21 protein-coding genes are annotated in these 24,039 nt (G+C 60.0%); 10 read left to right on the top strand and 11 right to left on the bottom strand.

Annotated elements, in window-relative coordinates; genetic code table 11:
• Nucleotides 1-286 precede the first annotated feature (286 nt).
• Both GN112_RS21725 and GN112_RS21720 read left to right on the top strand, forming a co-directional pair.
• Nucleotides 287-1,750 carry a TolC family protein gene (locus GN112_RS21725; RefSeq protein WP_155312132.1) on the top strand — a complete coding sequence of 488 codons (1,464 nt, stop codon included), beginning with the start codon at nt 287-289 and terminating at the stop codon, nt 1,748-1,750.
• 83 nt (nt 1,751-1,833) lie between these two features.
• Nucleotides 1,834-2,547: an FCD domain-containing protein gene (locus GN112_RS21720; RefSeq protein WP_155312131.1), complete on the top strand. Its 714-nt coding sequence runs from the start codon at nt 1,834-1,836 to the stop codon at nt 2,545-2,547.
• 108 nt (nt 2,548-2,655) lie between these two features.
• On the opposite strand, the gene GN112_RS21715 is transcribed toward GN112_RS21720, so the two are convergent.
• The 4 genes from GN112_RS21715 to GN112_RS21700 form a co-directional block, all read right to left on the bottom strand.
• Entirely contained in the window at nt 2,656-2,994 is a 339-nt protein-coding gene (locus tag GN112_RS21715) for a tRNA-binding protein (protein WP_155312130.1), read from the bottom strand.
• Between the two features lie 110 nt (nt 2,995-3,104).
• On the bottom strand, nt 3,105-4,133 hold the full coding sequence (gene cydB, locus GN112_RS21710; protein WP_155312129.1) for a cytochrome d ubiquinol oxidase subunit II: 1,029 nt from the start codon (nt 4,131-4,133) through the stop codon (nt 3,105-3,107).
• Complete coding sequence (locus GN112_RS21705) at nt 4,126-5,538, bottom strand: cytochrome ubiquinol oxidase subunit I (protein ID WP_155312128.1); 1,413 nt, start codon at nt 5,536-5,538, stop codon at nt 4,126-4,128. The genes cydB and GN112_RS21705 overlap by 8 nt, the downstream gene beginning before the upstream one ends.
• Nucleotides 5,539-5,663: 125 nt before the next feature.
• The gene (locus GN112_RS21700; RefSeq protein WP_162459064.1) at nt 5,664-6,596 is read right to left on the bottom strand and encodes a TIR domain-containing protein; all 933 of its coding nucleotides are present in this window, start codon (nt 6,594-6,596) and stop codon (nt 5,664-5,666) included.
• Between the two features lie 279 nt (nt 6,597-6,875).
• Between GN112_RS21700 and GN112_RS21695 the strand changes: the two genes are divergently transcribed.
• The 7 genes from GN112_RS21695 to GN112_RS21665 all read left to right on the top strand — a co-directional run bounded on the left by GN112_RS21695 (nt 6,876) and on the right by GN112_RS21665 (nt 16,676).
• Complete coding sequence (locus tag GN112_RS21695) at nt 6,876-7,940, top strand: DUF6599 family protein (protein WP_155312126.1); 1,065 nt, start codon at nt 6,876-6,878, stop codon at nt 7,938-7,940.
• A complete protein-coding gene (locus GN112_RS21690; protein ID WP_155312125.1) occupies nt 7,937-8,920 on the top strand; it encodes a DUF362 domain-containing protein in 984 nt (327 codons plus the stop codon). Before GN112_RS21695 ends, GN112_RS21690 begins: the two co-directional genes overlap by 4 nt.
• Nucleotides 8,921-8,984: 64 nt before the next feature.
• Entirely contained in the window at nt 8,985-10,922 is a 1,938-nt protein-coding gene (locus GN112_RS21685) for a 4Fe-4S binding protein (RefSeq protein ID WP_155312124.1), read from the top strand.
• Between the two features lie 86 nt (nt 10,923-11,008).
• A complete protein-coding gene (locus GN112_RS21680) occupies nt 11,009-12,235 on the top strand; it encodes an aldo/keto reductase (protein WP_155312123.1) in 1,227 nt (408 codons plus the stop codon).
• Nucleotides 12,236-12,338: 103 nt separating this feature from the next.
• Nucleotides 12,339-13,103: an enoyl-CoA hydratase/isomerase family protein gene (locus tag GN112_RS21675; RefSeq protein WP_155312122.1), complete on the top strand. Its 765-nt coding sequence runs from the start codon at nt 12,339-12,341 to the stop codon at nt 13,101-13,103.
• Between the two features lie 76 nt (nt 13,104-13,179).
• Entirely contained in the window at nt 13,180-15,354 is a 2,175-nt protein-coding gene (locus tag GN112_RS21670) for an acetate--CoA ligase family protein (RefSeq protein ID WP_155312121.1), read from the top strand.
• A gap of 149 nt (nt 15,355-15,503) precedes the next feature.
• Complete coding sequence (locus GN112_RS21665) at nt 15,504-16,676, top strand: M20 metallopeptidase family protein (protein ID WP_155312120.1); 1,173 nt, start codon at nt 15,504-15,506, stop codon at nt 16,674-16,676.
• A gap of 15 nt (nt 16,677-16,691) precedes the next feature.
• Here GN112_RS21665 and GN112_RS21660 read toward each other — a convergent pair whose 3' ends face one another.
• From GN112_RS21660 to wtpA, 3 genes are read right to left on the bottom strand one after another with little or no spacing between them, the layout of a single operon-like run.
• Nucleotides 16,692-17,729, bottom strand: coding sequence for an ABC transporter ATP-binding protein (locus GN112_RS21660; protein WP_155312119.1), 1,038 nt, complete (start codon nt 17,727-17,729; stop codon nt 16,692-16,694).
• Nucleotides 17,726-18,562 (bottom strand): ABC transporter permease, encoded by an 837-nt coding sequence (locus GN112_RS21655; RefSeq protein WP_231717090.1) that lies wholly within the window; start codon nt 18,560-18,562, stop codon nt 17,726-17,728. The genes GN112_RS21660 and GN112_RS21655 overlap by 4 nt, the downstream gene beginning before the upstream one ends.
• Nucleotides 18,555-19,544, bottom strand: a complete 990-nt coding sequence (gene wtpA, locus GN112_RS21650; RefSeq protein WP_155312118.1) for a tungstate ABC transporter substrate-binding protein WtpA — start codon at nt 19,542-19,544, stop codon at nt 18,555-18,557. Before wtpA ends, GN112_RS21655 begins: the two co-directional genes overlap by 8 nt.
• A gap of 384 nt (nt 19,545-19,928) precedes the next feature.
• Here wtpA and GN112_RS21645 point away from each other — a divergent pair, with 384 nt between their 5' ends.
• A complete protein-coding gene (locus tag GN112_RS21645) occupies nt 19,929-20,492 on the top strand; it encodes a class I SAM-dependent methyltransferase (protein ID WP_155312117.1) in 564 nt (187 codons plus the stop codon).
• Between the two features lie 132 nt (nt 20,493-20,624).
• Here the strand turns inward: GN112_RS21645 and GN112_RS34910 are convergent, their stop codons facing one another.
• The 4 genes from GN112_RS34910 to GN112_RS21630 form a co-directional block, all read right to left on the bottom strand.
• Nucleotides 20,625-20,756 (bottom strand): hypothetical protein, encoded by a 132-nt coding sequence (locus tag GN112_RS34910; RefSeq protein ID WP_269434946.1) that lies wholly within the window; start codon nt 20,754-20,756, stop codon nt 20,625-20,627.
• Between the two features lie 47 nt (nt 20,757-20,803).
• Nucleotides 20,804-20,980: a transposase gene (locus GN112_RS21640; protein WP_155312116.1), complete on the bottom strand. Its 177-nt coding sequence runs from the start codon at nt 20,978-20,980 to the stop codon at nt 20,804-20,806.
• Between the two features lie 324 nt (nt 20,981-21,304).
• The gene (locus tag GN112_RS21635; RefSeq protein WP_155312115.1) at nt 21,305-22,888 is read right to left on the bottom strand and encodes a formylglycine-generating enzyme family protein; all 1,584 of its coding nucleotides are present in this window, start codon (nt 22,886-22,888) and stop codon (nt 21,305-21,307) included.
• 78 nt (nt 22,889-22,966) lie between these two features.
• Entirely contained in the window at nt 22,967-23,944 is a 978-nt protein-coding gene (locus GN112_RS21630) for an NACHT domain-containing protein (protein ID WP_162459063.1), read from the bottom strand.
• Nucleotides 23,945-24,039 lie beyond the last annotated feature (95 nt).

Below are 24,039 nucleotides of genomic sequence, written 5' to 3'. Positions count from 1 at the left end.
TGATTAAGGCGATTGGCGGAAAAGAATATACCAGGATGCGTAGGATTTTCATTCGTATTCAAGGCGGGCTTTTTTACGCATAGTGGGGCTATGTGTGGAAAAGCCCAACGCAGAAGACGGATGAAAAGACAAGCAGGCAGGTATATTCTTTGACAGAAATCGCCTAAGATAATGTTTTTGGCAAGGCCAGAGGGAGGAAGCTGTATAATAATTACCGCGACGACCGATAACGCCGCCCAAAAACATTATCTTGAATGCTATAGATCAACACGAATGAGGAGGAGATATGCCGAGAGTTTCACTGCTGTTCCTGGTTAGCGGTCTCTTTCTGTTGAGCACCGTGTTTGGCGGATGTGCACCTCAGGATCGTTATCGCTACGAGACGATTAAAAGTGAGTACGCCGATTTTGCCTGCAACCTGGCCCGGCCGGCCACGGATAATCCGTCCGCCCCCCGTTGCGCCATCAACAGCCAGTTGGGTCTGAAGGATGTCCTCGAAATCGCCCAGGCCAACAACCCGGATCTGCTCATGGCCCTGGCGCGCATCGAACGGGCCCGGGCCATGCTCGCCAAATCCGCCGCCCCATTCTATCCGCAAGTCAATTTTTACACCGAATACATCCAGGGTGACGCCCCGTCGGCTTATCTCTTCAAAGCGATCGACCAGCGCAAACTGCCGCAAGCCACTGTCGATTTCAACGATCCGGGATGGTTTGAGAATTATGAAAGCGGTGCCAGCGCGGGCATCAACCTGTTCAATGGGGGCAAAGATTTTCTCAACCGTAAAATCGCCGAGACCGGCGTGACCATCTCCGAACTGGATCGCGACGGCATCAAAAACCGGATCATGGCCACCGCCATCGCCACCTACTACGACGTGCTGGCCGCCGACCAATTCACCATGGTGGCCAAGGAGTCGCTGCAGACCACCCGCTCCCAGTTGGAAATCATGGATGTCCGCTTCCGCTCGGGCGGCGCCCTGAAAACCGACCTGCTCTCCCTTCAGGTGCGCATGGCCGAATCCAAGGAGCGGCTTCTGCAAAGCCGCAACCGCCACCGTCTGGCCCAGGCCGCCCTGGCGGAAATCCTGGGTGTCGAACCGGATGTGCCCTTCAGCATTGCCGAGACCCGGTCCTATGCCATCGACATTCCCGGGGATCCGCTGTCTGCCGTGGGCTATGCCCTGCTGCATCGGCCGGAACTGGCCGGCGCGAGGGAAAAACTGCGTCAATCGAAAATGGCGCTGGACGCGGCAAAAGCCGGCTACCTGCCGACCCTTGATTTCATGACCCGCTACTATGTGGATGATCCGGCAATGAAGTACAACGCCAATCGGGACAACTGGACCGCGGGCCTCTACCTGAACTGGAAAATCTTTGACGGCTTTGCCACCCGCAGTGAGCGGGCCGCATCCCTGGCCCAGCTTCAGGAGGCCATGGCGGCCGACCGGAAAACCCTGCTGGCAGTCAAATTCGACGTCAAAAAGGCCTATTTCAATCTCGACGAGGCCGAGGAACGCCTGCGGGTGGCCTCGTCCAACGTCCAAACCGCCGCTGAGACCTTTCGGCTGGTCAAACGCCAGTATGAAGGCGGGGCCGCCAACATCACCCGCTACCTGGAAGCCGAACTGGCTCACAATCAGGCGCGCATCCGTGAAACCAGCGCCTTTTTCGACCGCGAAAAAGCCCGCGCCCAGATCGCCCGGTCCGTCGGCCTGTGGACCGGGCCCGGTGAAAGCAAAAAAGAGTAACAAATAATCAAACGCGATTACCCTGCGGGTCCGTCAATATAGGATTGACATCGCTTGTGTGATGACCTAACATCACTACCACCATGCCACTCACCGGACCGATAAAGAAACGAAAGCTGTCCGACGAAATCCTGGAACGCCTGCTGCTGCTCTTCGAAACCGGAAAATTGAAGCCCGAGGACGAGATGCCTTCCGAGCGCGAGCTGATGGAGCGGTTCATGGTCGGACGGCCCGCCGTGCGGGAGGCCCTTCAGTCCCTCGAACGGATGGGACTGATCGCGATCCGGCATGGCGAACGGGCCAAGGTCCTGAAGCCGACCGAAGCCGGAATTTTCGACCAGATCGATTTTGCCGCCCGCCAGTTGCTGGCCAGCTCCGGCCGGAATGTCGAATTCCTCCGCGAAGCCCGCCAGATCATGGAAGCCGGAATCGCCAAACTCGCCGTTCAGCACGCTACCCCCGCCGGTATCAAGGCCCTGAAAAAACACCTGGAGACCATGCGCAAGAACGATGGCAACCGGGAAGCGTTTATGGAGGCCGATCAGCATTTCCACATCGCCTTGGCCAAAATGACGCAGAACCCGATCCTCCATACAACCATGCGTGCGGTATTCGGATGGCTCTCCCAATACCATGCCGAACTGCTTTCGGTCCCCGGACTGGAAGACCTGATCATTAAAGAACACGAGGCAATCCTGAAGAAAATCATCGACAGGGATGCCGACGGTGCTTCCAAACAGATCAGCGACCATATCCTGCAGGTCAACGAGCTTTACCCCAAACATCGCCCGAAATAGATTGTGGTTCATGGAATTGACAGAAATCGCCTAAAGGCCGTTGCCCCCCCTTTGGCGACACGGCCTTTGTTCATTCAAAGGGCCATGGCGGCCCCCCCCCGGCATGGCCTACATCAGTTTGGCACCCAGGGGAACCAACCGGTCGGGCACGCATAGGGCCACGTCGCCGTCTTCGTTGGGGAATCCGGTCACCAGGCACTCGGACATCAGCGGACCGATCTGCTTTTTCGGAAAATTGACCACGGCCACCACCTGCTTGCCGACCAAGGATTCCGGCGAGTAAAGCCCGGTGATCTGGGCACTGGATTTTTTGATGCCGATGGCATCGCCGAAATCCACATGCAGAATGTAGGCGGGCTTTCGCGCCTTTGGAAACGGCTCCACACGAACGATGCGGCCTACCCGCAGTTCCACTTTCTCAAAATCATCCCACGAAATCGTAGTCATCGTTTTATCCCCCCATCCCGATCATCAGTCGGACCAGCCCGGCCAGCACCAGCATCCCCGCCATGCCACCGACAAACAGCCCCGCAAACCAGATCCACTGGCGCTGTTTCTCAGTAAGCCGCATCGTGCTCGTGGGACGCCTTGCCCCGGAAAACCCAAAAACAATAACCGGTGTAGGCCAGGATAATCGGCAAGAGAAATGCCGTTCCAAGCAGCATCATGGACTGGGACGCCGGTACGGCAGCGGCCTCCCGGAACGTAATCTTGAAGGGCACCAGCCATGGCCAGGTGCTTACCCCGATACCGATGTAATTCATCAGAAAAATGCCCAGGGTCAGCAGAAAAGGCCGGTATTCCCGCTCTTCACCACGAAGATCCCGCCAAAGCAGGATGAAGAAGAGCACCGACAGAATCGGCATGGGCTGCAGAAAATAGAAATTGGGCAGGCTGAACCACAGGTTTTTGATATCGGCATTCATCAACGGCATGGTCAGGCTGACCAACCCCATGAAAAGGGCCACGAAAAGCATCACATAGCGGGCACTCTTGCGGGCCCAGGCCTGGGTCTGCCCCTCGGTTTTCATGATCGTCCAGGTGGCGCCCAAAAGGGCATAGCCGCTGACCAGGGCGGCACCGGTCATGAGACTGAAGGGCGTCAGCCAGTCCAGGGGGCCGCCGGCAAAGCTGCGCCCCTCAACGGCGATGCCATGCACAAAGGTGCCCAGGACAATCCCCTGCATGAAGGTGGCCGTCAGGGAACCGAGGTGAAAGGAGAAATCCCAGATGCGCTGGGAACGGCCGGTGGCCTTGAAACGGAACTCAAAGGCCACGCCACGGAAAATCAGCCCCAGCAGCATGAGAATGATGGGAATGTAAAAAGCCGACATGAGAATGGCGTAAGCCAGGGGAAACGCGGCAAAGAGCCCACCGCCGCCCAGTACCAGCCAGGTTTCGTTGCCGTCCCAGAAAGGGGCCACCGAATTCATCATCCGGTCGCGGCATCGATCCGACGGAGCAAAGGGAAAGAGAATGCCCACGCCCAGGTCGAACCCATCGAGCAGGATATACAGAAAGACGGCCGTGCTGATCAGCGCATACCAAATGAGCGGCAAATCCAGAAAACTTTCGAAACTAAACATCTTTCCCTCCTGTCTGGGCGGCCATGTCCGTCACCAGGGGTGGTTTCTTGACCCCGTGGCTGCCGTAAGCGTCATCTTCCATGGTGTCGCTGTCCGGTCCTTTGCCGATAATTTTAAGAATATAGTAGGCCGCCGCCGTAAACAGCAGGCCGTAGGTTACCACAAAGGCGGTCAGCGAGGCGGCCACCGCTTCGCCGGCCACCGGTGAGACGGTCTCCGATGTACGCATCACGTTGAAAACCACAAAGGGTTGCCGCCCCACCTCGGTAACGAGCCAACCGGTCACCACGGCCACAAACCCGGCCGGGGTCATGGCCATGCACCACAGGTGAAACCAGCGCGTAGTGAACAGTTCTTTCCGGAAATAGAGCACCAGGGCCACCAGGCCGGTGACGATCATCAGCATCCCCAGCCCCACCATGATGCGAAAAGTCCAGAAGACCATGGCCACCGGCGGCCGATCCGCTCGGGCCCAGCTTCTCAGTCCCTTTACCTCTCCATTCCAATCATGGGTAAGGATCAGACTGGAAAGCTTGGGAATCACGATTTCAAAGCGATTGGTCTCTCCGATCTGATCCGGCCAGGCGAACAGCCTCAGCCCGGCCCCCTGTTCCGTCTCCCAGATGCCTTCCATGGCGGCCACCTTCACTGGCTGGTGTTCAAAGGTGTTCAGCCCGTGCATGTCCCCGAAAAGAAGCTGCATGGGCGACACGAAGATGGCCATGATCATGGCCATGCCCAGCATGATGCGCGCATGCCGCACATGCCACCCCCGCCACAGGTAATACCCGCCGATGCCGCCCACCACAAAGGCCGTGGTCAGATAGGCGCCGGTCACCATGTGGATGAAGCGGTAGGGAAAAGAGGGATTGAAAATTACCTGCATCCAGTCGGTGGGAAGCAACATGCCGCCGGAAGCTTCGCGGAAACCGGCCGGGGTTTGCATCCAGCTGTTGGCCGAAAGGATCCAGAAGGCCGAGATCAGGGTCCCCACGGCAACGATGAGGGTGGCGACGAAATGCATGCGCTTGCTGACCCGGTTCCAGCCAAAAAGCATGATGCCGAGAAACGACGCTTCGAGGAAAAAGGCGGTGAGCACCTCGTAGCCCAGCAGCGGCCCGATAATGTTACCCACTTTGTCGGAAAAGACGGACCAGTTGGTGCCGAACTGATAGGAGAGTACCACGCCGGTCACCACGCCCATGCCAAAGGCCACAGCGAAGATCTTCACCCACATGCGGTAGATCTGCGCATACAGCGGGTTGCCGGTCTTGAGCCAGCGCCACTCGACCACGGCCAGCCAGCTGGCCAGGCCGATGGTAAACGCCGGGAAAGTGATGTGGTAGGCCACGGTGAAGGCGAACTGTAAGCGGGCCAGGAAAACAGGATCAAGGTGGGAAGCCATAAACAGTACCTCGATGGGTTGAGTGGGTTGACAAGGGAAGGACAAAATCGAATGGGTCCCATAATAAAGGGTGGTCCGCTAAAGTCAAGCGAACGGTCGTCAGTGCAGCATTTGCCGGTTCAGAATTAGGGACGCGAAACGTGTTCAGCCGCCTCACGCAACGGGTCGATGGTGGCCACATAGGCCAGCGACAGCCTTAGCGGCTCGTTGGTGATCATGGTCCAGATCTGCCTGGGGTCCTCGTCGCTGGGCCGGATCTTCAAATCGACGTCCACCGCCTCACCCCCGTTGACATCCAGCGCAAAAGGGATGACCGGATGGCGCTCCAACTGGTGGATGACCCAGCCGGCCAGCCGATGGTCGCTGACGGCAAAGTATCCCCAGAAAGAGAGGATGAAATGGAGTTCTAGCAGGGCCTCCAGGCGAACCACCCGATGCAGGAAAAGGGTCACGTAGATCTGGTTGGTTTTAACAAAATCCCTGGGCCCGACCACCTCCCAAACGACATTCCATTCCGCGATCCCCGTCCTGGCGTACGCCTCCTTGAGAGAATCGATCACCGAGGCACAGGCGCGCTGAATCACGTCGGGGTCGTCCATCACCAGGCTATGGCCGGCCAGCCGCCCCAGAATCGATTCGATCTTGGGCAAAAGGGCCTGCATGTGGGTATGAAAATCGCGGGAAACCCCGACAATCACCGCATTCCGGAAAGCCAGGGTCCGTATCGACGCAGGCAGCTGGTCGGGATCCGGCATGGCCGTATTGCCGATCAGCACCGGCAGCAGTGGAATCTTCTCCGCAATGGCCGTCTCCACTTCGGCGCGTACCGGATCGTCGTCCTCGCCAATCCGTTCAAGCCACCGGGCGCCGATCAGAACCAGCATGAGGCGGCTATCGGCAATCGCCTGACGGATGAAATCGGAAAAACTGACCGCGACGGGAATCGTGGCCACGTCCATGAAGACATCGTCCTCACCGAACCGGCGGACCAGCCAGTCGTAAATACGGCAGGCTTGGGGACTGTCCGTACGACGATAGGAGAGAAAGATGGTTGCCATATCCCCTTTAAACCATATCGATATTTCCCGGTCAACGGTTGACAAACGAGGCCGAAACCTTTCTAGTAATTGGCAACGTGCCCCATTGATACCGGCAATAAGGCGATTGGCGGATAAGAATATACCCGGATGCGCAGGATTTTTCATTCGTATTCAAGGCGGGCTTTTTTGCGCATAGTGGGACTATGTGTGGAAAAACCCAACAAAGAAGACGGATGAAAAGACAAGCAGGCGGTTATATTCTTTGACAGAAATCGCCTAACCATTGCAGCGAAGGCAATGAAACCAGCGGTACCGAAAAAACCGGGCAAGATCGAAACCCGCCTCTCCATGGCCGTCCTGGCCGTGCTTGTGGCCATTGGTGTTGGAGTCGCCCTGCGTCAGTTCCGGATCAGCCCGGCGGTCCTCGCCCTGAGGCCGGAATCGCTGCATGAAGAGGCGGGATCCCCGGCGGATCGGGCTCCGATCATCGATCTGAAAGAAAGTGGCATGGTCCCCTTTTCCCCGCCCGAACGTTTCACCCCCGACACCCTTTATGAAAAAATAGACGGCCGCGCCGATCTGTATCTCGCAGCGGGCTTTGTTTCCCTGGCCACCCAGCGCTTCGCCCCGGACCATGCCCATGACCGGTGGGTGGAAGTCTTCGTTTACGATATGGGAACACAGCAGAACGCCTTTTCGGTGTTCAGCATGCAGCGCCGCGAAACGGCCCGCACCGATCGCCAGCTGCCCAACGCCTACCGCACGGAGAACGCGTTGTTCATGGCCCGGGGGCAGTACTATCTGGAGTGGATTGGCACGGATGGCACACCGCCGCTGCAGGAGCAGATCGGCATCCTGGCACGCCGGTTCTCGGACACCCACGGGGGTGCCGATGCCGCCGTCGTGCCCGGTGGCCGTCTTTTTCCCGAGGCCGGCCTCAGTGCTGACAGCCGGCAGCTGATCACGGCCAACGCCTTTGGTTACGAGCAACTGGACAACATCCACACGGCCGGCTATCTGATCCACGGCGTCCGTTTGACCGCTTTTGTCTCCGAACGGAAAAATGCGAGCGCCGCAGCGGCCCTGGCCGACAGCTATCGGCAAACCCTGATCGCCTATGGCGCCGACGCCGCAGCCGCACCGCCGGCGGTCGACGGGGCGGCCATGCTGCAGGTTTTCGATACCATGGAGATCGTTTTCAGCCGGGGAAACTATCTGGCCGGGGTTCACGAAGCCACCGATCCGACCGCGGCGACGATCCTGGCCCAGCGTCTGGCTGAGCATCTGGAGGGCCTTACCGGGCCCCATGCGCCGCCGCCCCAGGAAATCGGGGAGGCAGAGGAGAACAAGGAGCAGCAATGAGCGAAACCGCTATGGATCGCCGCGAATTTATCCGGCGCTGCACCCGGGCAGGAGTTTGCGTGGCGGCCGCCGGATCCCTGGGGGTGGCCTTTTACGACAGCCGCGCGCCGGCGGCGATCCCCGGCCCAACGGCAGCGCTAACCCTCCCCGACTATTCGGTCGGTCCCCTGCCAGGCAGGATCTGTATCGCCCGGGGCGTCGACCGAAAGCGCCTCGTCCGGCAGGCCTTCGCCGCCCTGGGCGGCATGCAGGCATTTGTCAACCCTGGAGAACGGGTGCTGCTCAAGGTCAATGCCGCCTTTGCCTCGCCTCCCGGCCTGGGTGCCACCACGCATCCGGATCTGGTGAAGGCGGTGGTGCGTCTCTGCCTGGAGGCCGGCGCAAAAAAAGTTACCGTTACCGACAACCCGATCAATGATCCGGCATCCTGTTTCGCCCTTAGTGGCATCGATGCCGCCGCCCGCCAGGCGGGTGCCGACGTGATCGTTCCCCGGCAATCCCTGTTCCAGCGGTTCAGTCTGACCGGCGGCCGCCTGGTCCGCGACTGGCCGGTGCTCGCCGCGCCCCTGTTGCAGGCGGATCGGATCATCGGCCTGGCACCGGTCAAGGACCACCACCGCAGCGGGGCGTCCATGACCCTGAAAAACTGGTATGGGCTTCTGGGCGGACGGCGCAATATCTTCCACCAGGACGTGCACACCCTGATCGCGGAACTGGCCGTAATGATCCGGCCCACGGTGGTGGTGCTGGACGGAACGCAATCCATGATCACCAACGGCCCCACGGGCGGGTCGCTGTCCGATCTCAAGCCCACCGGCACCCTGATTGTCAGTACCGATCCGGTGGCGGCCGACGCTGCCGGGGCCGCCCTTCTGGGAAAACAGGCACAGGATCTGCCGTTTATCGCCAGGGCGGAAAAGGCCGGCGCCGGAACCACCGACTATCGCGCCCTGAATTTGAAGGAAATAAAGGCAATTTAATGTCAAAGGCCAAATGTCCATTGTTCGCCTGAAAGAACCCATCAATTAAGAGTACTGAGATTCAATGCGTATCATTACCACCCGACGCATCAGTCAAACCTTCTTCTTCCTGCTCTTCCTCTGGTTCTGCGCGGTTTCGACCCTGGGCGAGCAGGTGTGGCAGCTGCGCGGATGGCCGGTGGGCTGGCTGCTGGAACTGGACCCGCTGGTGGGCCTGGGCACCCTGCTGGCCACGGGAACCCTTTACGCCGGTCTGCTGTGGGGGCTTCTGACCGTTGTCCTGACCATTTTTCTGGGCCGGGTTTTCTGCGGCTGGATCTGCCCTTTCGGCGCCCTTCACCAGGCGGTGGGCTGGCTGGCAGGCCGCAAGCGCAGCGCCGCCGTGCAAATCGCAGCCAACCGCTATCGACCGGCCCAACGCATCAAGTACGTCATCCTGATTTTTTTGCTTTCTGGCGCCGCCGGCGATTTTCTTGCCTGGCTGCTGGACCTCTCCGTGGAGTCGTCCATTGCCGTCGCCGGCATTGCCGCCGCATCGCTGGCCTGCGGCATTGCGGCGGTGAGGGTCAGAAAAGCGTTCTGGCGCCGCTGGACCACCGTCCTGGTGCTGCTGATCATCGGCTGGGTGGGCCTGGGATTTCTCACGGACGGATCGCGGCTGTTGGCCGCCTCGCTGCAGACCGGCCTGCTGGATCCGCTGCCCCTTTTCTACCGTTCGGTGAACCTGACCCTGCTGCCGCTGCTGGATGGCCGGATGGCCGCGTTCTCTTCCCCCGGCCGTCTCTATCCGGGCAGCGTCGCCATCGGCCTGCTTTTCTGGACGGTGGTTCTGCTCAATCTCGTCATCCCCCGTTTTTACTGCCGTTTTATTTGCCCCCTGGGTGCGCTGCTGGAAATTTTGGGACGCAATGCCCTGTATCGCATGGGCCAGAAACCCGATGGCTGCACCGCCTGCGGCGCCTGCGACCGCCATTGCGAAGGGGCCTGTGATCCGTCAACGACCCTGCGCAGTGCCGAATGCGTGCTGTGCATGAACTGCCTGGACCGCTGCCCGCATGACGTGATGGGGTATGGCCTGCACCCGTCCGCCGCCGGCGAGATGGCCGGGCCGGACCTCTCGAAACGGGAATTCACTGCGGCGCTGGTATCCGGTGTGGCCGCCGTACCGCTACTGCGCCTGTCCGGGGGGGTGGATGCGAACTGGAACCCGGCGGTGATCCGGCCTCCCGGGGCACTGGACGAAGCCAATTTCCTGCGGCGCTGCATCAAATGCGGCCAGTGCATGCGCGTTTGCCCGACCAACGTCATCCATCCGGCCGGCCTGCAGGCGGGGATCGAAGGCATCTGGACGCCGGTACTCAACTTTCGCGTGGGCACCAGCGGCTGCCAGCGGGGCTGCATCGCCTGCGGCCAGCTCTGCCCCACGGCCGCCATCCGGCCCATCCCCCTGGACGAACGCCTGGGCCGGGGCGAGTTCGCCGACCGGGGGCCGATCCGCATCGGCACCGCCTTTGTGGATCGCGGCCGCTGCCTGCCCTGGGCCATGGACCGGCCCTGCATCGTCTGCCAGGAGAACTGTCCGGTCAGTCCCAAGGCGATCTTCACCCGGGAGGAATTCCGGCCGGTCCGCCTGAGCGGCGATCTGCGTCTCCGTGAAATGGTGGAGGACCGCCTGCTGTTCGACGGGCCGGCCCTGCCGGCCGAGCGGTTTGCCACCGGCGATTATTTTGTTACCCTGGAAGAGAGCCCGGATATCGCACCGGTCAGAATCAAAGATATCGGTTCCGGCGGGATTTCCCTGGCCGAGAATCCGTTCGTGGAGACCGCCTCCCCGGGAGCACGGATCACGGTCCGGGTGAAACTCCAGCTGCCCTTTGTGGACCCGTCGGCCTGCATCGGCTGCGGGATCTGCGAGCACGAATGCCCGGTCAAGGGCCGCCGGGCGATCCGCGTCAGTGCCGAAAATGCAAGCCGCGATAGGCAGCATCGGCTGCTGTTGTAGGACTGGGTGGATAGGCTGAAGGTGGTCAGGGATAACGCTTCAGGTCCGTTTCATCCGCAAAAAAACGTCACAAAACAGGTGATGCCATGAAAAAAACCATCCCTTCTCCCTCACGGCGCGCCTTTTTCAAAACCGCCGGTGCGGCCGGCCTGGGTGCGGCCCTGTCGCCGCTGGTGGGAAAAACCAAGGCAACGGCGGCCACGCCGGCCCGGGCGGCGGGTATCACCGCTGTGCCCACCCGCCCCTTCGGCCGTTCGGGCATTCAGGTACCGATTCTCTCCCTGGGAGGCATGTTCGACATTCCCTCCAACCAGACCCTGCTCAAGCAGGCCATCCGCTGGGGCGTCACCTACTGGGACACGGCTCACGTTTACAGCGGCGGACGCAGCGAGGCCGGCATCGGCCAGTATTTCGAGCGCTACCCCCAGCACCGCGAGAAGATCTTTCTGGTAACCAAATCCACCGGACGGAGTCCCCGGGAACTGAGCCGGGACCTGGATACCTCCCTGCGGCGCATGGGGACCGATCATATCGATCTTTTTTTCGTCCACGCCATCCGCAATGCCGATGTCATGGACAACCGCCTGCGGGCATGGGCGGACGAGCAGAAAGCCGAAGGCCGCATCCGGCTCATCGGTTTCTCCACCCATTCCAACATGGAGCAATGCCTGACGGACGCGGCCCGCCTGGGATGGATCGACGGCATCATGATGACCTACAATTTCCGGTTGATGCATACCCCGCGCATGCAGAGTGCCGTGGCGGCCTGCGTGGACGCCGGCATCGGGCTCACCGCCATGAAGACCCAGGGCGGCGGCGCCGTGGGCACCGGGTCGACCCGGGATTTGGAACTGGCCGGCCGCTTCGTCCGCAAAGGCTTTACCGACAAGCAGGCCAAACTCAAGGCGGTATGGGAAAATCCGAATATATCGGCCATCTGCTCCCAGATGCCGACCATGAGTATTCTCATGGCCAACATCGCCGCCGCGGTGGACCGCACCGCGCTCACACGAAACGACCACCGGCACCTGAACCGCTACGCCCGCGACACCTACGCCGGCTATTGTGCCGGCTGCACCCGGATCTGCGAGAATGCCCTTGCCGGAAAGGTCCCCGTGGGCGATGTGATGCGCTATCTGATGTACGCTCAAAATTATGGCGATACCCACGACGCCCGTTTGAAATTGGCTGCGATTCCCGAAGCCGTCCGGCGGCGACTGGCGGAGACAGACTATTCGGCGGCCGAGGCCAGGTGTCCCCGGCGGCTGCCCATCGGCCGGCTCATGGACAAGGCGCTCCGGGAATTGGCCTGAGCAGGCCGATTTTGCTTGACCCGCAAAGGGATTTGCGCAAAGGAGGCGCGAAAAAGCATGCTACATGCAACCGCTCAAACGAAAAATGGCGGAAGGAGATAGCATGGATTTGGAATGTGTCATCTACGACAAGAACGATGGTGTGGCCATTGCCCGGCTCAACCGGCCCCAGGTGCTCAACGCCATGAACAAACGGCTCTGGCTGGATATGCAGGCCGCCCTGGACGATGCCCGCGCGGATGAAACCGTCAAGGTGGTGGTCATCACCGGCGAGGGCCGCGCCTTCTCCACCGGCGCCGATCTCAAGGAATCCAAAACCCGTTCCATCGACGCCTACCGGGACTACCTGGTCTCCCTGCAGGAAGTCTCGCGCAGCGTGATCCGCTTCGAGAAACCGACCATCGCCGCCATCAACGGCTATGCCGTCGGTTCGGGATACGAGCTGGCCCTGGCCTGCGACATCCGCATTGCCGCCGAGGAGGCCAAAATCGGCAGTCCCGAGGCCAAGGTCACCTCGTCGGTCACCGGCGGCGCGTTCCGGCTGGTCCAGGATCTCATCGGCCCGGGGAAAGCCCGTGAACTGCTCTTTACCGGTGAATATATCGACGGCAGCGAAGCCATGCGCATCGGTCTGGTCAACCGCGCCGTGCCCCTGGACGCGCTCATGCCCACGGTGATGGAGATGGCCGCCAAAATCGCCGCCAACTCCGGATTCTCCCTGAAGATGATCAAGAAGGGGCTCAACATGGCCCGGGGCGAAGTAAGCCTGGAAGCGCTCATGGAGTTCGAGGTGGAGGCCTGCCTGGCCTGTGTCTCCACCAAGGAACGCCAAACATCCCTGACCGCTTTTGAGGAGAGAAAAAAATAGCCGGCTTGGGGGCCATGCCCCCGGATCGGGATAAACTGATGATAATGATTCCGCAAATGAAAAGGAAGGAGGCCCCATGGGACTGGATTACGTCCTGAACGCCCGGTCGGTCGCCGTTGTCGGCGCATCCAAGGTGCCCACCAAACGTGGATTCCAGACCATTCGAACCCTCCTGGACGAAGGTTATGAAGGCGCCATCTACCCGGTCAATCCCAAAGAGAAAAGCATTATGGGCCTGCCCTGCTATGCCAGCGTGTCCGAGATTCCCGGAGAGGTGGACGTGGCCCTGGTGGCCACGCCGGCGCGAACGGTGCCGGCGGTGCTGGAAGACTGCGGCCAAAAGGGTGTTAAAGGCGCCGTGATCCTGGCCACCGGCTTCGGCGAAACCGGCAAGGCCGGCAAGGCCCTGGAAAAAGAGGTGCTCAGCGCGGCCGGAACCCACCACATCCGCCTCATCGGCCCCAACACCTCCGGCATGATCAACCTCAAAGCCAACCTTAACCTGGTGGGGCTTCATGACACGCCCAAAGGAGATATCGCGCTGCTCACCCAAAGCGGCAACATGGCCCTGACCCTGATCACCGAAGCCAAACTGAAGAGCCGCAAGGGGTTTACCTATTACGTGGGCGTGGGCAACGAAGCCGACATCCGCTTTCACGAGTACCTGGAATTCTTCCAGCAGGATCCCGATACCCGGGCGATTCTCATGTATGTGGAGGGGATGCGCGAGGGTCGCAAATTTCTCCAGCAGGCCTATCGCACCACGGAAACCAAACCCATCGTGCTGCTGAAAAGCGGCCGATCCACAAAAGGCAAGCAGTCCGCCGGCTCCCACACCGGCGCCCTGGCCGGCATGAGTGAAGTGGCCAAGGGGGCCTTCGAACGGGCCGGCATCATCGTCATCGAAAACTCTGACGAACTCTTTCCGGCGGCCGAGACCCTCTCCAGCCTGCCGCCCATCAAGAACAACCGGATCGCCATTCTGGCCGATGGCGGCGGGCACGCCACCATCGCCGCCGACACCCTGACCGATCTGGGTGTGGAAATCCCGGAACTCGATGAAAAAACCCAACGCAAGCTGCAGGCGATCCTGCCCGGCGGAGCGGCGGTGAGAAACCCCGTGGACGTGGCCGGCGGCACCGACGACAACCCATCGGTGTTTGCCGACTGCGCCAACATCATCCTGTCCGACCCTAATATCGGCGGTCTGCTGATCGTGGGGCTGTTCGGCGGTTACGGCATCCGGTTTGCCGCCAGCCTGGCCATGATGGAAGAGGACGCGGCCCATCGCATGGGCAAGATGGTCAAAAGCCGCAAGAAGGCCATCGTCGTGCACAGCCTCTACAATTCGGAAAAGCCCCACAGCCTTGACCTTCTGCGCTACTACGGCGTACCGGTGTACGGCAGCCTGGACGTGGCCTGCAAGTGCATGGGCGTGCTGGCCCAGTACGGCCGCTACCTGAAGAGTTACCACGCCGTTACCAATTTTGTCTTCAACTGGGGCGCCAAGGCCAAACCCGAGGGAAAGAAAATCATCGACCGCGCCTATGCCGAGGGCCGCGGGGCATTGCTGGAAAGCGAGGCCAAGCATCTGTTCAAGCTCCACGGCGCGCCGGTCACCTGTGACGTTCTGGTCACATCCGCCGAGGAGGCGGCCAATGCGGCGGCAGCGATCGAAGGCCCGGTGGCGCTGAAAATCGTCTCCCCGGACATTCTGCACAAAAGCGATGCCGATGGCGTACGGCTCAACCTGACCAACAAAAAACAGGTCAAGAAGGCCTATGCGGAAATCGTGAGAAGTGCCAAAGCGTACCAAAAGGATGCCCGCATCGAGGGCGTCCTGGTCTCCCCCATGGTGGCCAAGGGCGTCGAGGTGATCATCGGCACCAAAATCGACGACCAGTTCGGTCCGGTGATCATGTATGGCCTGGGTGGGGTACTGGTGGAGATCATCAAAGACGTCACCTTCCGCGTCCTGCCCATCACTCGGCGGACGGCCCAGCGGATGCTCAGTGAGACCAAGTCCCATCCCATTCTGGATGGCGTCCGCGGAGAGCGGCCCTACGACAAGAAAGCCCTGGTCAACCTGATCCTGACCTGCTCGGAAATGATCGAGGCCTATCCCCAGATCCATGAACTGGACCTCAATCCGGTGATCGTGCACCACGAGGGCCTGAGCATCGTCGATGCCCGCATCATCCTCAAACCGCAGGAAGAAACGCAGCCGTCACCGGCTGCGGAAGCGGTTTGAAAACCTAATAAATATAGCGTTTGAGATAATGTTTTTGGCAAGGCCAGAGGGAGGAAGCTGTATCATCCATACCGCGACGACCGATAACGCCGCCCAAAAACATTATCTTGAATGCTATCAACCTCCAAACCTGAATGTGACACTGACGCATGGACATCAAACGGCTGATCGCGCCTTACCGCAAACGGGTCATCGACACCCGCCGCGACCTGCATCAAATCCCCGAGGTGGGATACACCGAGAAAAAAACCAGCGCCTATGTGGCCGACTACCTGAAGCGGGAGGGATTGGCCGTCACCACTGGCATCGCCCGCTACGGCGTGGTGGGTCTCCTGGACACGGGCCGGCCCGGCCCCACCCTCATGATCCGGGCGGACATGGATGCCCTGCCCATCACCGAGGAGACCGGCCTGCCCTTTGCGTCCCGGCACCCCGGCGTCATGCACGCCTGCGGCCACGATGCCCACACGGCCATGGCCCTGGTCGCCGCCACAGCCCTTAAGGAACTCAAAGACCGCTTCAACGGCGCGGTCAAATTTGTCTTCCAGCCTGCCGAGGAGGGGCCGGGCGGGGCCAAACCGATGATCGCGGCCGGAGTCATGGAAAATCCGCATGTGGATTATGCCCTGGGATGCCATGTCTGGCCCACGATCCCCGAAGGCACCATCGGCATCCGTGCCGGTGCGCTGATGGCGGCCGCCTCGCGTTTCAAAATCACCATCACCGGCAAAGGAGGCCACGGCGCCCATCCGCACCTGTGCGTGGACGCCCTGGAAACCGGCTGCCAGGTGGTCGGAGCCCTGCAACGCATCGTCAGCCGGAAAATCGACCCGCTGGCCCCAACGGTGGTCAGCGTGGGCCGGTTTGAAGCCGGCAGCACCTTCAACGTGATACCGGAAACGGCGCGTCTCTGGGGCACGGCCCGGACGTTTGACCTGGCGACCTGGCAGCGCTGGCCGGAAATCATCGAAACCGTCGTCAAAGGCGTCTGTGAGTCAATGGGGGCCAGCCATACCGTCAAGTACCGGGCCGGGTATCCGCCAACAGTCAATGATCCCGAGATGGCCGCTCGGCTGGAACGGATTGCCGCAACAGTGGTCGGTAAAGACCGGGTGATCGTACCGGAGAAAAGCCTGGGAGGCGAGGACATGGCCTATTTTCTGGAAAAGGCCAAAGGCTGTTTTTTCTGTCTGGGGTCCGGCACGGACGCCGGTATGACCATCCACAATCCGCGTTTTGATTTCAACGAGGAAATTCTGCTCACCGGTGTCGAAATGTATTGTCGCGCCACCCTTGATCTGTTGAGGATAGATGCGGCATAGACGATCGTTAGCCGTCTAAATCAAGTGAATGTCCGCCGGGTCGATGGCCAGGTTCACGGCGGAACCCTGGCGCAGATCCAGGGCCAGCATCCGGCTGGTAAGCATAATGGTGGTAAAGGTCACCCCGGCGGCGGCCACATGCAGTTCGGCAAACGTGCCCTGGCTGGCGATGGCGGAAATCGTCCCCGCCAGGCCTGGCAATCGCTCACCCGCCACGGGGTCTGCCGGCCGCAGGTGAACATCTTCCGGCCGGATCGCGGCCAGATGGGGGTTGCCGTTATCGCTGGACAGGGGCAGGGCCCAGTCGCCGATGGCCATCCGGCCGTCATCCACGCTCACGGGGAGCAGATTTTTCATACCCACGAATTCGGCCACAAACGCCGTGGCCGGTTTTCTGAACACCCCGGCAACCGTGCCGGTCTGTTCGATGCGGCCGTTGTTCAGGATGGCCACCCGGTCGGCCATGCGGTGGGCATCGGTGAAATCGTGGGTCACCATCAGCACCGTCAGGCCGGTTTCCTGGTGCAGGCTGCAGAAAAGGGAGCGGATCTCCTCACGGAAGCAGGGATCCAGGGCCGCCAGGGGCTCATCCAGCAGCAGCACCCGCGGGGCCGTAACCAGGGCCCGCGCCAAAGCCACGCGCTGTTTCTCACCCCCGGAAAGACGCATCACCGATCGCTGCAACAGCGGCGCCAGCCCCAGCCGTTCCACCAGATCATGGTGGCGGGTCCGGGCGGCACCGCGGCCGCCGTTGTGGTAACGCAGACCATATTGGATGTTGCGGGATACGTTGAGGTGGGGAAAAAGGGCGCAGTCCTGATACACCATGCCCACCCCGCGGCGTTCCGGCGGCAGGCCGGTGACGTCCCGATCGGCCACCACGATCCGCCCGGCAGCAGCGGGGATGATGCCGGCCACCGACTCCAGGACCAGGGTCTTACCCGCACCGGTGGGCCCCAAAAGGCAAAAGAACTCGCCCTGCCCCACCGCAAGATCGATTCCCTGCAGCGAAAACCCCGGCAGGTTGACGCGCAGCCCGTCGATCCCGATCATACCGCCGCCTCACGATCCGGGGAAAAAATTCTCAGCAGCAGAAAGAGCAGCAGACAGACCAGAATCAGCCACACCGCCACAGGCTGGGAGTACTTGAGCCCGTATGCTGTAAAGCGCTCATAGATCATCACCGGCGCCACCATGGGGTGATAGGCCACGATCACCACGGCACCGAATTCACTCACCGCCCGGGCCATACACATGATGGCGCCAACCAGCATGTGGCGCCAGGCCAGTGGCAGGGTGACCCGCAGGAATGTGGCCCCGGCCGACGCCCCCAGACTGCGCGACACATTCTCCAGGCGTGGAGAGATCTCCTCGAAACCGGCCTTGACCGTATTGATGTAAAAAGGCAACCCCACAAAAGTGAGCACGACGATCAGCCCGCTGACGGTGCCCATGAGGGTTACCCCCGCAGCCTGCATCAGCCGGCCGATGGGATGGTTCCGGCCGGCGATGCTGAGCAGGGCGATACCCACCACCGGGTGGGGAATCATGATCGGCAGATCGATGATGCTTTCAAGAACCTTCTTGCCGGCAAAGCGACGCCTGGCCAGAAGGTAGGCGAGTGGCGTGCCCAGCACCAGGGAGACCATCGCCGCCGCACCGGAGGTGACCATGCTGAGGCGGATGGCGCGGACAACGTCCCGGTCCGCCAGGGTCTCTTTCAGGGCCGCCATGGTGGGCTGGGTCATCATCTCCACCAGGGGCACCACGATGAATGCCACGATAACGCCGCTGCAGGCCACCGCCAGCCAGAAAAACGGGTCGCGCTGCTGATAGCGGTACGGCCGGATGGCACGCACCGCTGCCGGTCCGCTGGTACTATTCACGGACCTCCACCAGGCTCGGCAGGCTGCCGGGCAGGCCGTCCTTGACCGCCTGACTGGTCACGCGGCAGGGAATGAAAGGCGGCTGGCCCATCTCCTTGAGGACTTTCAGGCCGCCGTCCGCCGCGAGCAGATACTCGAGAAAACGGGTGGCGCCGGTGGGGTTGGGGGCATCCTTGACCAGGGTAATCCCGTAGGTCACCGACTGGCCGGTGCGCGTCATCCAGGTCCCCGGTTTCTTGCCGGTCACCTTGACCTGGGCCTGTTTGTAGAATTCATCGTACTGGTAGTTGCCCAGGTTGATATGGTCGTCCAGGGTGAGATATTTGAGTTCGTGCTGGATGGCTACGGAGAGATATTCCCAGGCGTAATCCATGTTGCCGGTCTTGAGCATGGAAACCAGTTCCACGGATTTGGGCCGGACATTCTTCTCCGGCCGGTTGGCGATCAGCCGGTCGTACAGTCCCGGCTGCCGGTAGAATTTCTCGGCCAGCTGGAGCACCATCAGGCTGCGGTAGCCGCAAGGATCGAGGTTGGGATCCGAATGGCCCCAGACCACATCTTTTTTCAGCAGGATGTCGGTCCAGTTGTCGGCATTGATCGTGTCGGCATAGCGGCTGTTGTCCGTGTAGCAGAGCACCAGCTGATTGGTGGCAAAACGGATGTTCCAGTCGGCCTTGGCCGGGATGAGGGTTTTGTCGATCACCTTGTAATCGGCCGAGGCCATGATATCGGCCGGTTTGCCCAGCTCGGAAATCATGCGCGCCATCTTGGTGCTGCCGCCGGCCTCGCGCAGCACGTCGATGCCCGGGTTGGCCGCTTCGAAATCTTTTTCGATCTGTGCCAGGGGCACCGTCAGGCTTCCCGCATGAAAAACAATTACTTTCTCCATAGCTATCGCTCCTGTTGGAAACGTCATTCCCAGGGTCAAACCCATTAACAGGCAGAACACCGACCGTGACCGTTTGAAAACTGATGGATTCATTGATTCTCCTCCTCGATTCAATGCGAAAAGTATACTATCATCCTATACAAAACAATGTTTTCATATAGAAAAGCGATAATTGGTAAGTCAACTGGTTTCTTGCACATCATCTCGCTATGATCCATAAACAACCGATACCGACCATTACCGACAGGAAACCATTTCCAATCGGGACGCTCAGGCCGTGATATCCAATCGGCCAACCGCATCGGCAAAGAGGAAAATCAATGGCTGACACAGACATTGACTCAGCCCAAAAACCTTCTTATTTTTGTGACCAATTCCGCTGATCCGGATCCCCGGTCAGTGACTATAGTATTTAAAATAATGTTTTTGGCAAGGCCAGAGGAGTAGCCCTCCGGGCGGCCTCAAGCGAGGAAAACGATGACCAGCAAACCCACCGCCGCCGGCAAAAGCAGCTTCGATTTGATCGATGTGGATACCTTTTTTAATTCCTTGAACCTTAATGAAGAGATGACGTTTCTGGATCTGGCCTGCGGCGTCGGCAACTACGCCGTGGCCGTGGCCGAGCGGATCCGGGGAACGGTGCATGCCCTGGACCTGTGGCCGGAAGGCATCGATACGCTCAAACAGCGCGCCGAAAAGAAAGGACTGGGGAATATCAACGCGGCCGTATGCAACGTGAGCCAGTCGCTGCCCCTTGAGAAAAACATCGTCGATGCCTGCCTCATGGCCACGGTGCTCCACGACCTGATCCGGGACGGCACCCACACGGATGCGCTGGCGGAGATCGTGCGCGTGCTCAAGCCGGACGGCCGCCTGGCCGTGGTGGAGTTCAAGAAGCAGCCCGGCCCGCCGGGGCCGCCGGAGCACATCCGTTTGTCGCCCGAGGAATTGGATGCGGTGCTGGCGCCATTGGGGTTTGGTTGCCGGGAGACTGTGGACTTGGGTGCGGCCGTCTACATGTCTTTATATCGTCCAGAATGACGACAGGAATTTCCCATGCAGCCCTGTTGGTCTGTCGCGGTCAATGCCCGCTTTTACAACCCAGCGTTGCAGGCCTGCACGATTTTCTGTCTTAAGAGCTGGCCACACCTGCGATAATAGGCAGATAGCATTTTAGCCTGAAAGCTGAAGGATAGTCGGCAGACTACCCACTTTGTAATCCAAAGGCCATCCATGCTTCGGCTCGTAGGAGCTGGCCACGCCTGCGACATCATTCAATCGATCAACATCCTTTATCGCGGCCATGGACCGCTCCTACACGTTTACTTGAAACCTCTTCTACTCTTCACCATTCACGCCCAAACCGCGTCCCAAAACGAATAATCCCCGACCCGTTCCACCAAACCGGCACGCACCGGATTGCCGATGATGTACCGGGCCACCGTCTTCAAATCCTCGTCCGAACGCAACGCATGATCGTGATAGGCCCGCGCCCACAACGCCCCATTTCTTCCAAATAGATGTATCATTAGTGGTCATCGGCCCCGGCCTGATTGCGTTATTGTGTCAAAACACCGTCCCGTAAAAGCTGGCCATGCCTGCGATAATAGGCAGATAGCATTTTAGCCTGAAAGCTGAAGGATAGGCGGCAGACTACCCATTTTGTAATCCAAAGGCCATCCACACTCCGGTTGTAGGAGCTGGCCACGCCTGCGATCCATCCTATCGATCAACGTCCTTTATCGCGGCCATGGGCCGCTCCTACAGCACCCCGACATCCGGTCCACCGCCTCCGGGACGAGTCAACCGGCGACCTGCTCCGCGACGGTGCGCCGGTCGCCTCACCCTCCGGCTCACTCACCTGGCTCACCCGGCTGACCTGGAAGGCAGACAAGCCGGAACCCGAAACCGCCGCCCCGGAAGCCGGGCTCGCTCCCGATCCGGATAGCCGCCCGGCAGAACTCGGCGGGGCTGCCCCAGGAGCCGCCGCGCAGGACACGGTTCGTGCCATCTGATGGACCTGTGGGGTCCGGTACTGTTTTCCGGGGATACTTACCATACCAATCCTGGCACCACTCCCACACATTGCCGGCCAAATCGTTTAATCCATTGGCGCTCTTTCCCTTTGGAAAACAGCCCACCGGGCTGGTCGATGAGATGCCGGTTTCATCGTAATTCGCTTTCCCGGGGTCGATCTTCTCATCGCCCCAGGGGTACTGACGCGCATCCGTCCCCCGGGCCGCTCTTTCCCACTGGGCTTCGGTGGGCAGGGCCACCCGAAGCCCGCGGTCCTTCAACTTTTCCGTCAGCCACCGGCAATAGGCATTGGCGTCATCCCAGGGGACAATGACCGCCGGGTGGTTATCCAGCCGGTTGTATCGCTCCCAGCGCTCATCCAGCTGGTGGCCGGTATCTGCTGTAAAGGCCTTATACTGGGCCACGGTGACCGGATACTTGGCCATAGCATAGGCCGACAACACCACTTCATGACGCTCATCGCCCTCACCCATCATGAACGATCCGGCCGGGATCTTCACAAATCCCAAATCCCCATCGTGGGGTAAAAACCAGTTGCCAGGATCAAAACGCGGATCGCCCAGTCGACTCAACGCGTTCCCGGCCGCCACCCGTTCTTTGGGCTCCAACCGACCGGCTTCTACCAGTTCGACCAGCTTCTTTCTGATTCGTTCCAAAAGATCCTGTCCCAATTGGCTATCTTGGACCCGATTGAGACCGATCTCCACCAGCACCTCGCCTGCCATCCATATCTTACGCCAGGCTATCTCGTCATCCGCCGTCTTGGTGGGACACAGTTCCCCAGCCAAGGCCAATGGTTTATCAGCGTCTCCGGTGAGATAGACCAAGCGGCCCACGGCCAGGAGAACGACTTCCCGCCAGAAATTTCCCGATTCGATCAACCCGACGGCTTTTTTAGCGAAATCCGATTGGGACGACAAATGGGCACCGGCCAGGTATTCCTGGAATGTGCGATGGGGGAAGGAATAGATTTCAGGCTCCCGTTCAATCAGCAGTCCGGCCCGCATTTTTATCGTTTCGATGACCTGGGTCGCCCAGTCCTTGCTGCCCGACGGGTGCAGACCGGCCAACCCTTTGAACAAATCCCACTCCTTGATGTCGGCCAGCAAATTGTCGTCAGCCTGGTGGGTTTGCCCATGAGCTTCATAGGCCAGTTGCCAGAGTACTTTCTTCAGATCCACATCGGCTCGTCCGGCTTCCAGGAGCAACGTTTGCAAGCGGGGTTTCAACTTGTCCCCGGCCATCTTGACCTGCTCCCACCGCCAGAGCAGAATGTCCACGGTCTCTTCGTAAAGCAAGGCGCGCGCATCGGGGAGGCGGCCCTTGTGGGTGTGAACCAGGGCCATGACTGTCAACAGCAGCGGATTGGGGGCCAGCTGCCATAAATCCGGCCGGCGCACGGCCTCCTGCAAACGGCTGCTCTGCCGATCGGCATCCTGGTCGTCCTTTAATACCTCTAACCGTCTCAGATCCCGGTACTAGGCATGAATAAAGGCATCGATTTTGTTTTCGTCTAAAGGTGCCAGCTCAAACTCAGGAAAATCGACGTCATTCAAGCGCCACTCCGGATTCTGGTATGAAAGCGTACGGCAGGTAACAATGAAGCGACACTTGCCATAACGCTCGGCAAATGCGGCCACCGCATCCCGCACAAACCGCCTTTTTTCCTTGGTTGGAATTTCATCCAGACCGTCCATCAAAACGATGGCCCGCCCTTTTTCCAGCGCCTCCTCGATTACAGGGATGACCGCAGCCAGTCTTTGTCGATCCATTCGGTGCTCAATAAATTTCCACAGCCACTGCGCTTCGGCCGTTTCATCGGCATCTTTGATCCAGCTGGCAAAATCCCGCAACACCACATGCACGGGTACGACGTCTGCCTCCTCTTTGGGCCAGCAAACAAGTGTATCGCAGGTTTCCTGAGCCATGCCATCCAGCAGCAGGCGAAGTGCGAGATGATTGAGGAATGTCGTTTTTCCGGATCCGGGATCGCCCAGAATCACCAGTCGCCGGTTATTGGCCGACGCTTCCAGGGCAGTTAGAGGGCGCGTATCTCGTACACTGAAACGATCCGTTTTCTTGATTGCCTTTTTCTCGGCGTCCGACAATTTAACTTGGGTCAGGGTATCCAAGGCCACATACACCTGGTCCAATGCCAGGTAGCACTGATTTCCTGCCGGGTCGCTGGTTTTTTCATCGAGGCCCCGTAGCGTGAGGCTCTTAAATGAGTTTAACAGCGTGTGGCGATAGACGCCCAATAGTTCCTTCGAATCCATACTGGCATCGGCATTGGTATGGAAATGGATGCCGCCCTTCACCCTGGCGCCATCGCCGATGATGCCGGTCTGCCCGCCGCTGAGATGGATCTTTTTCTCCGCCATTGACGGCATCGGTTCAGGATTATTTTCGAGTTTTCTGACTATGGCCTTTGTAATTTTGAGCAATGTTTTTCTCATCGATTCCATCCTTAGGAAAAGGAGCTGGCCATGCCTGCGATAATAGGCAGATAGCACTTTAGCCTGAAAGCTGAAGGATGGGCGGCAGACTCCCC

It is taken from the genome of Desulfosarcina ovata subsp. ovata, assembly GCF_009689005.1.
GTDB lineage: Bacteria > Desulfobacterota > Desulfobacteria > Desulfobacterales > Desulfosarcinaceae > Desulfosarcina > Desulfosarcina ovata.
This window is presented reverse-complemented; position numbering and strand designations above follow the sequence as displayed.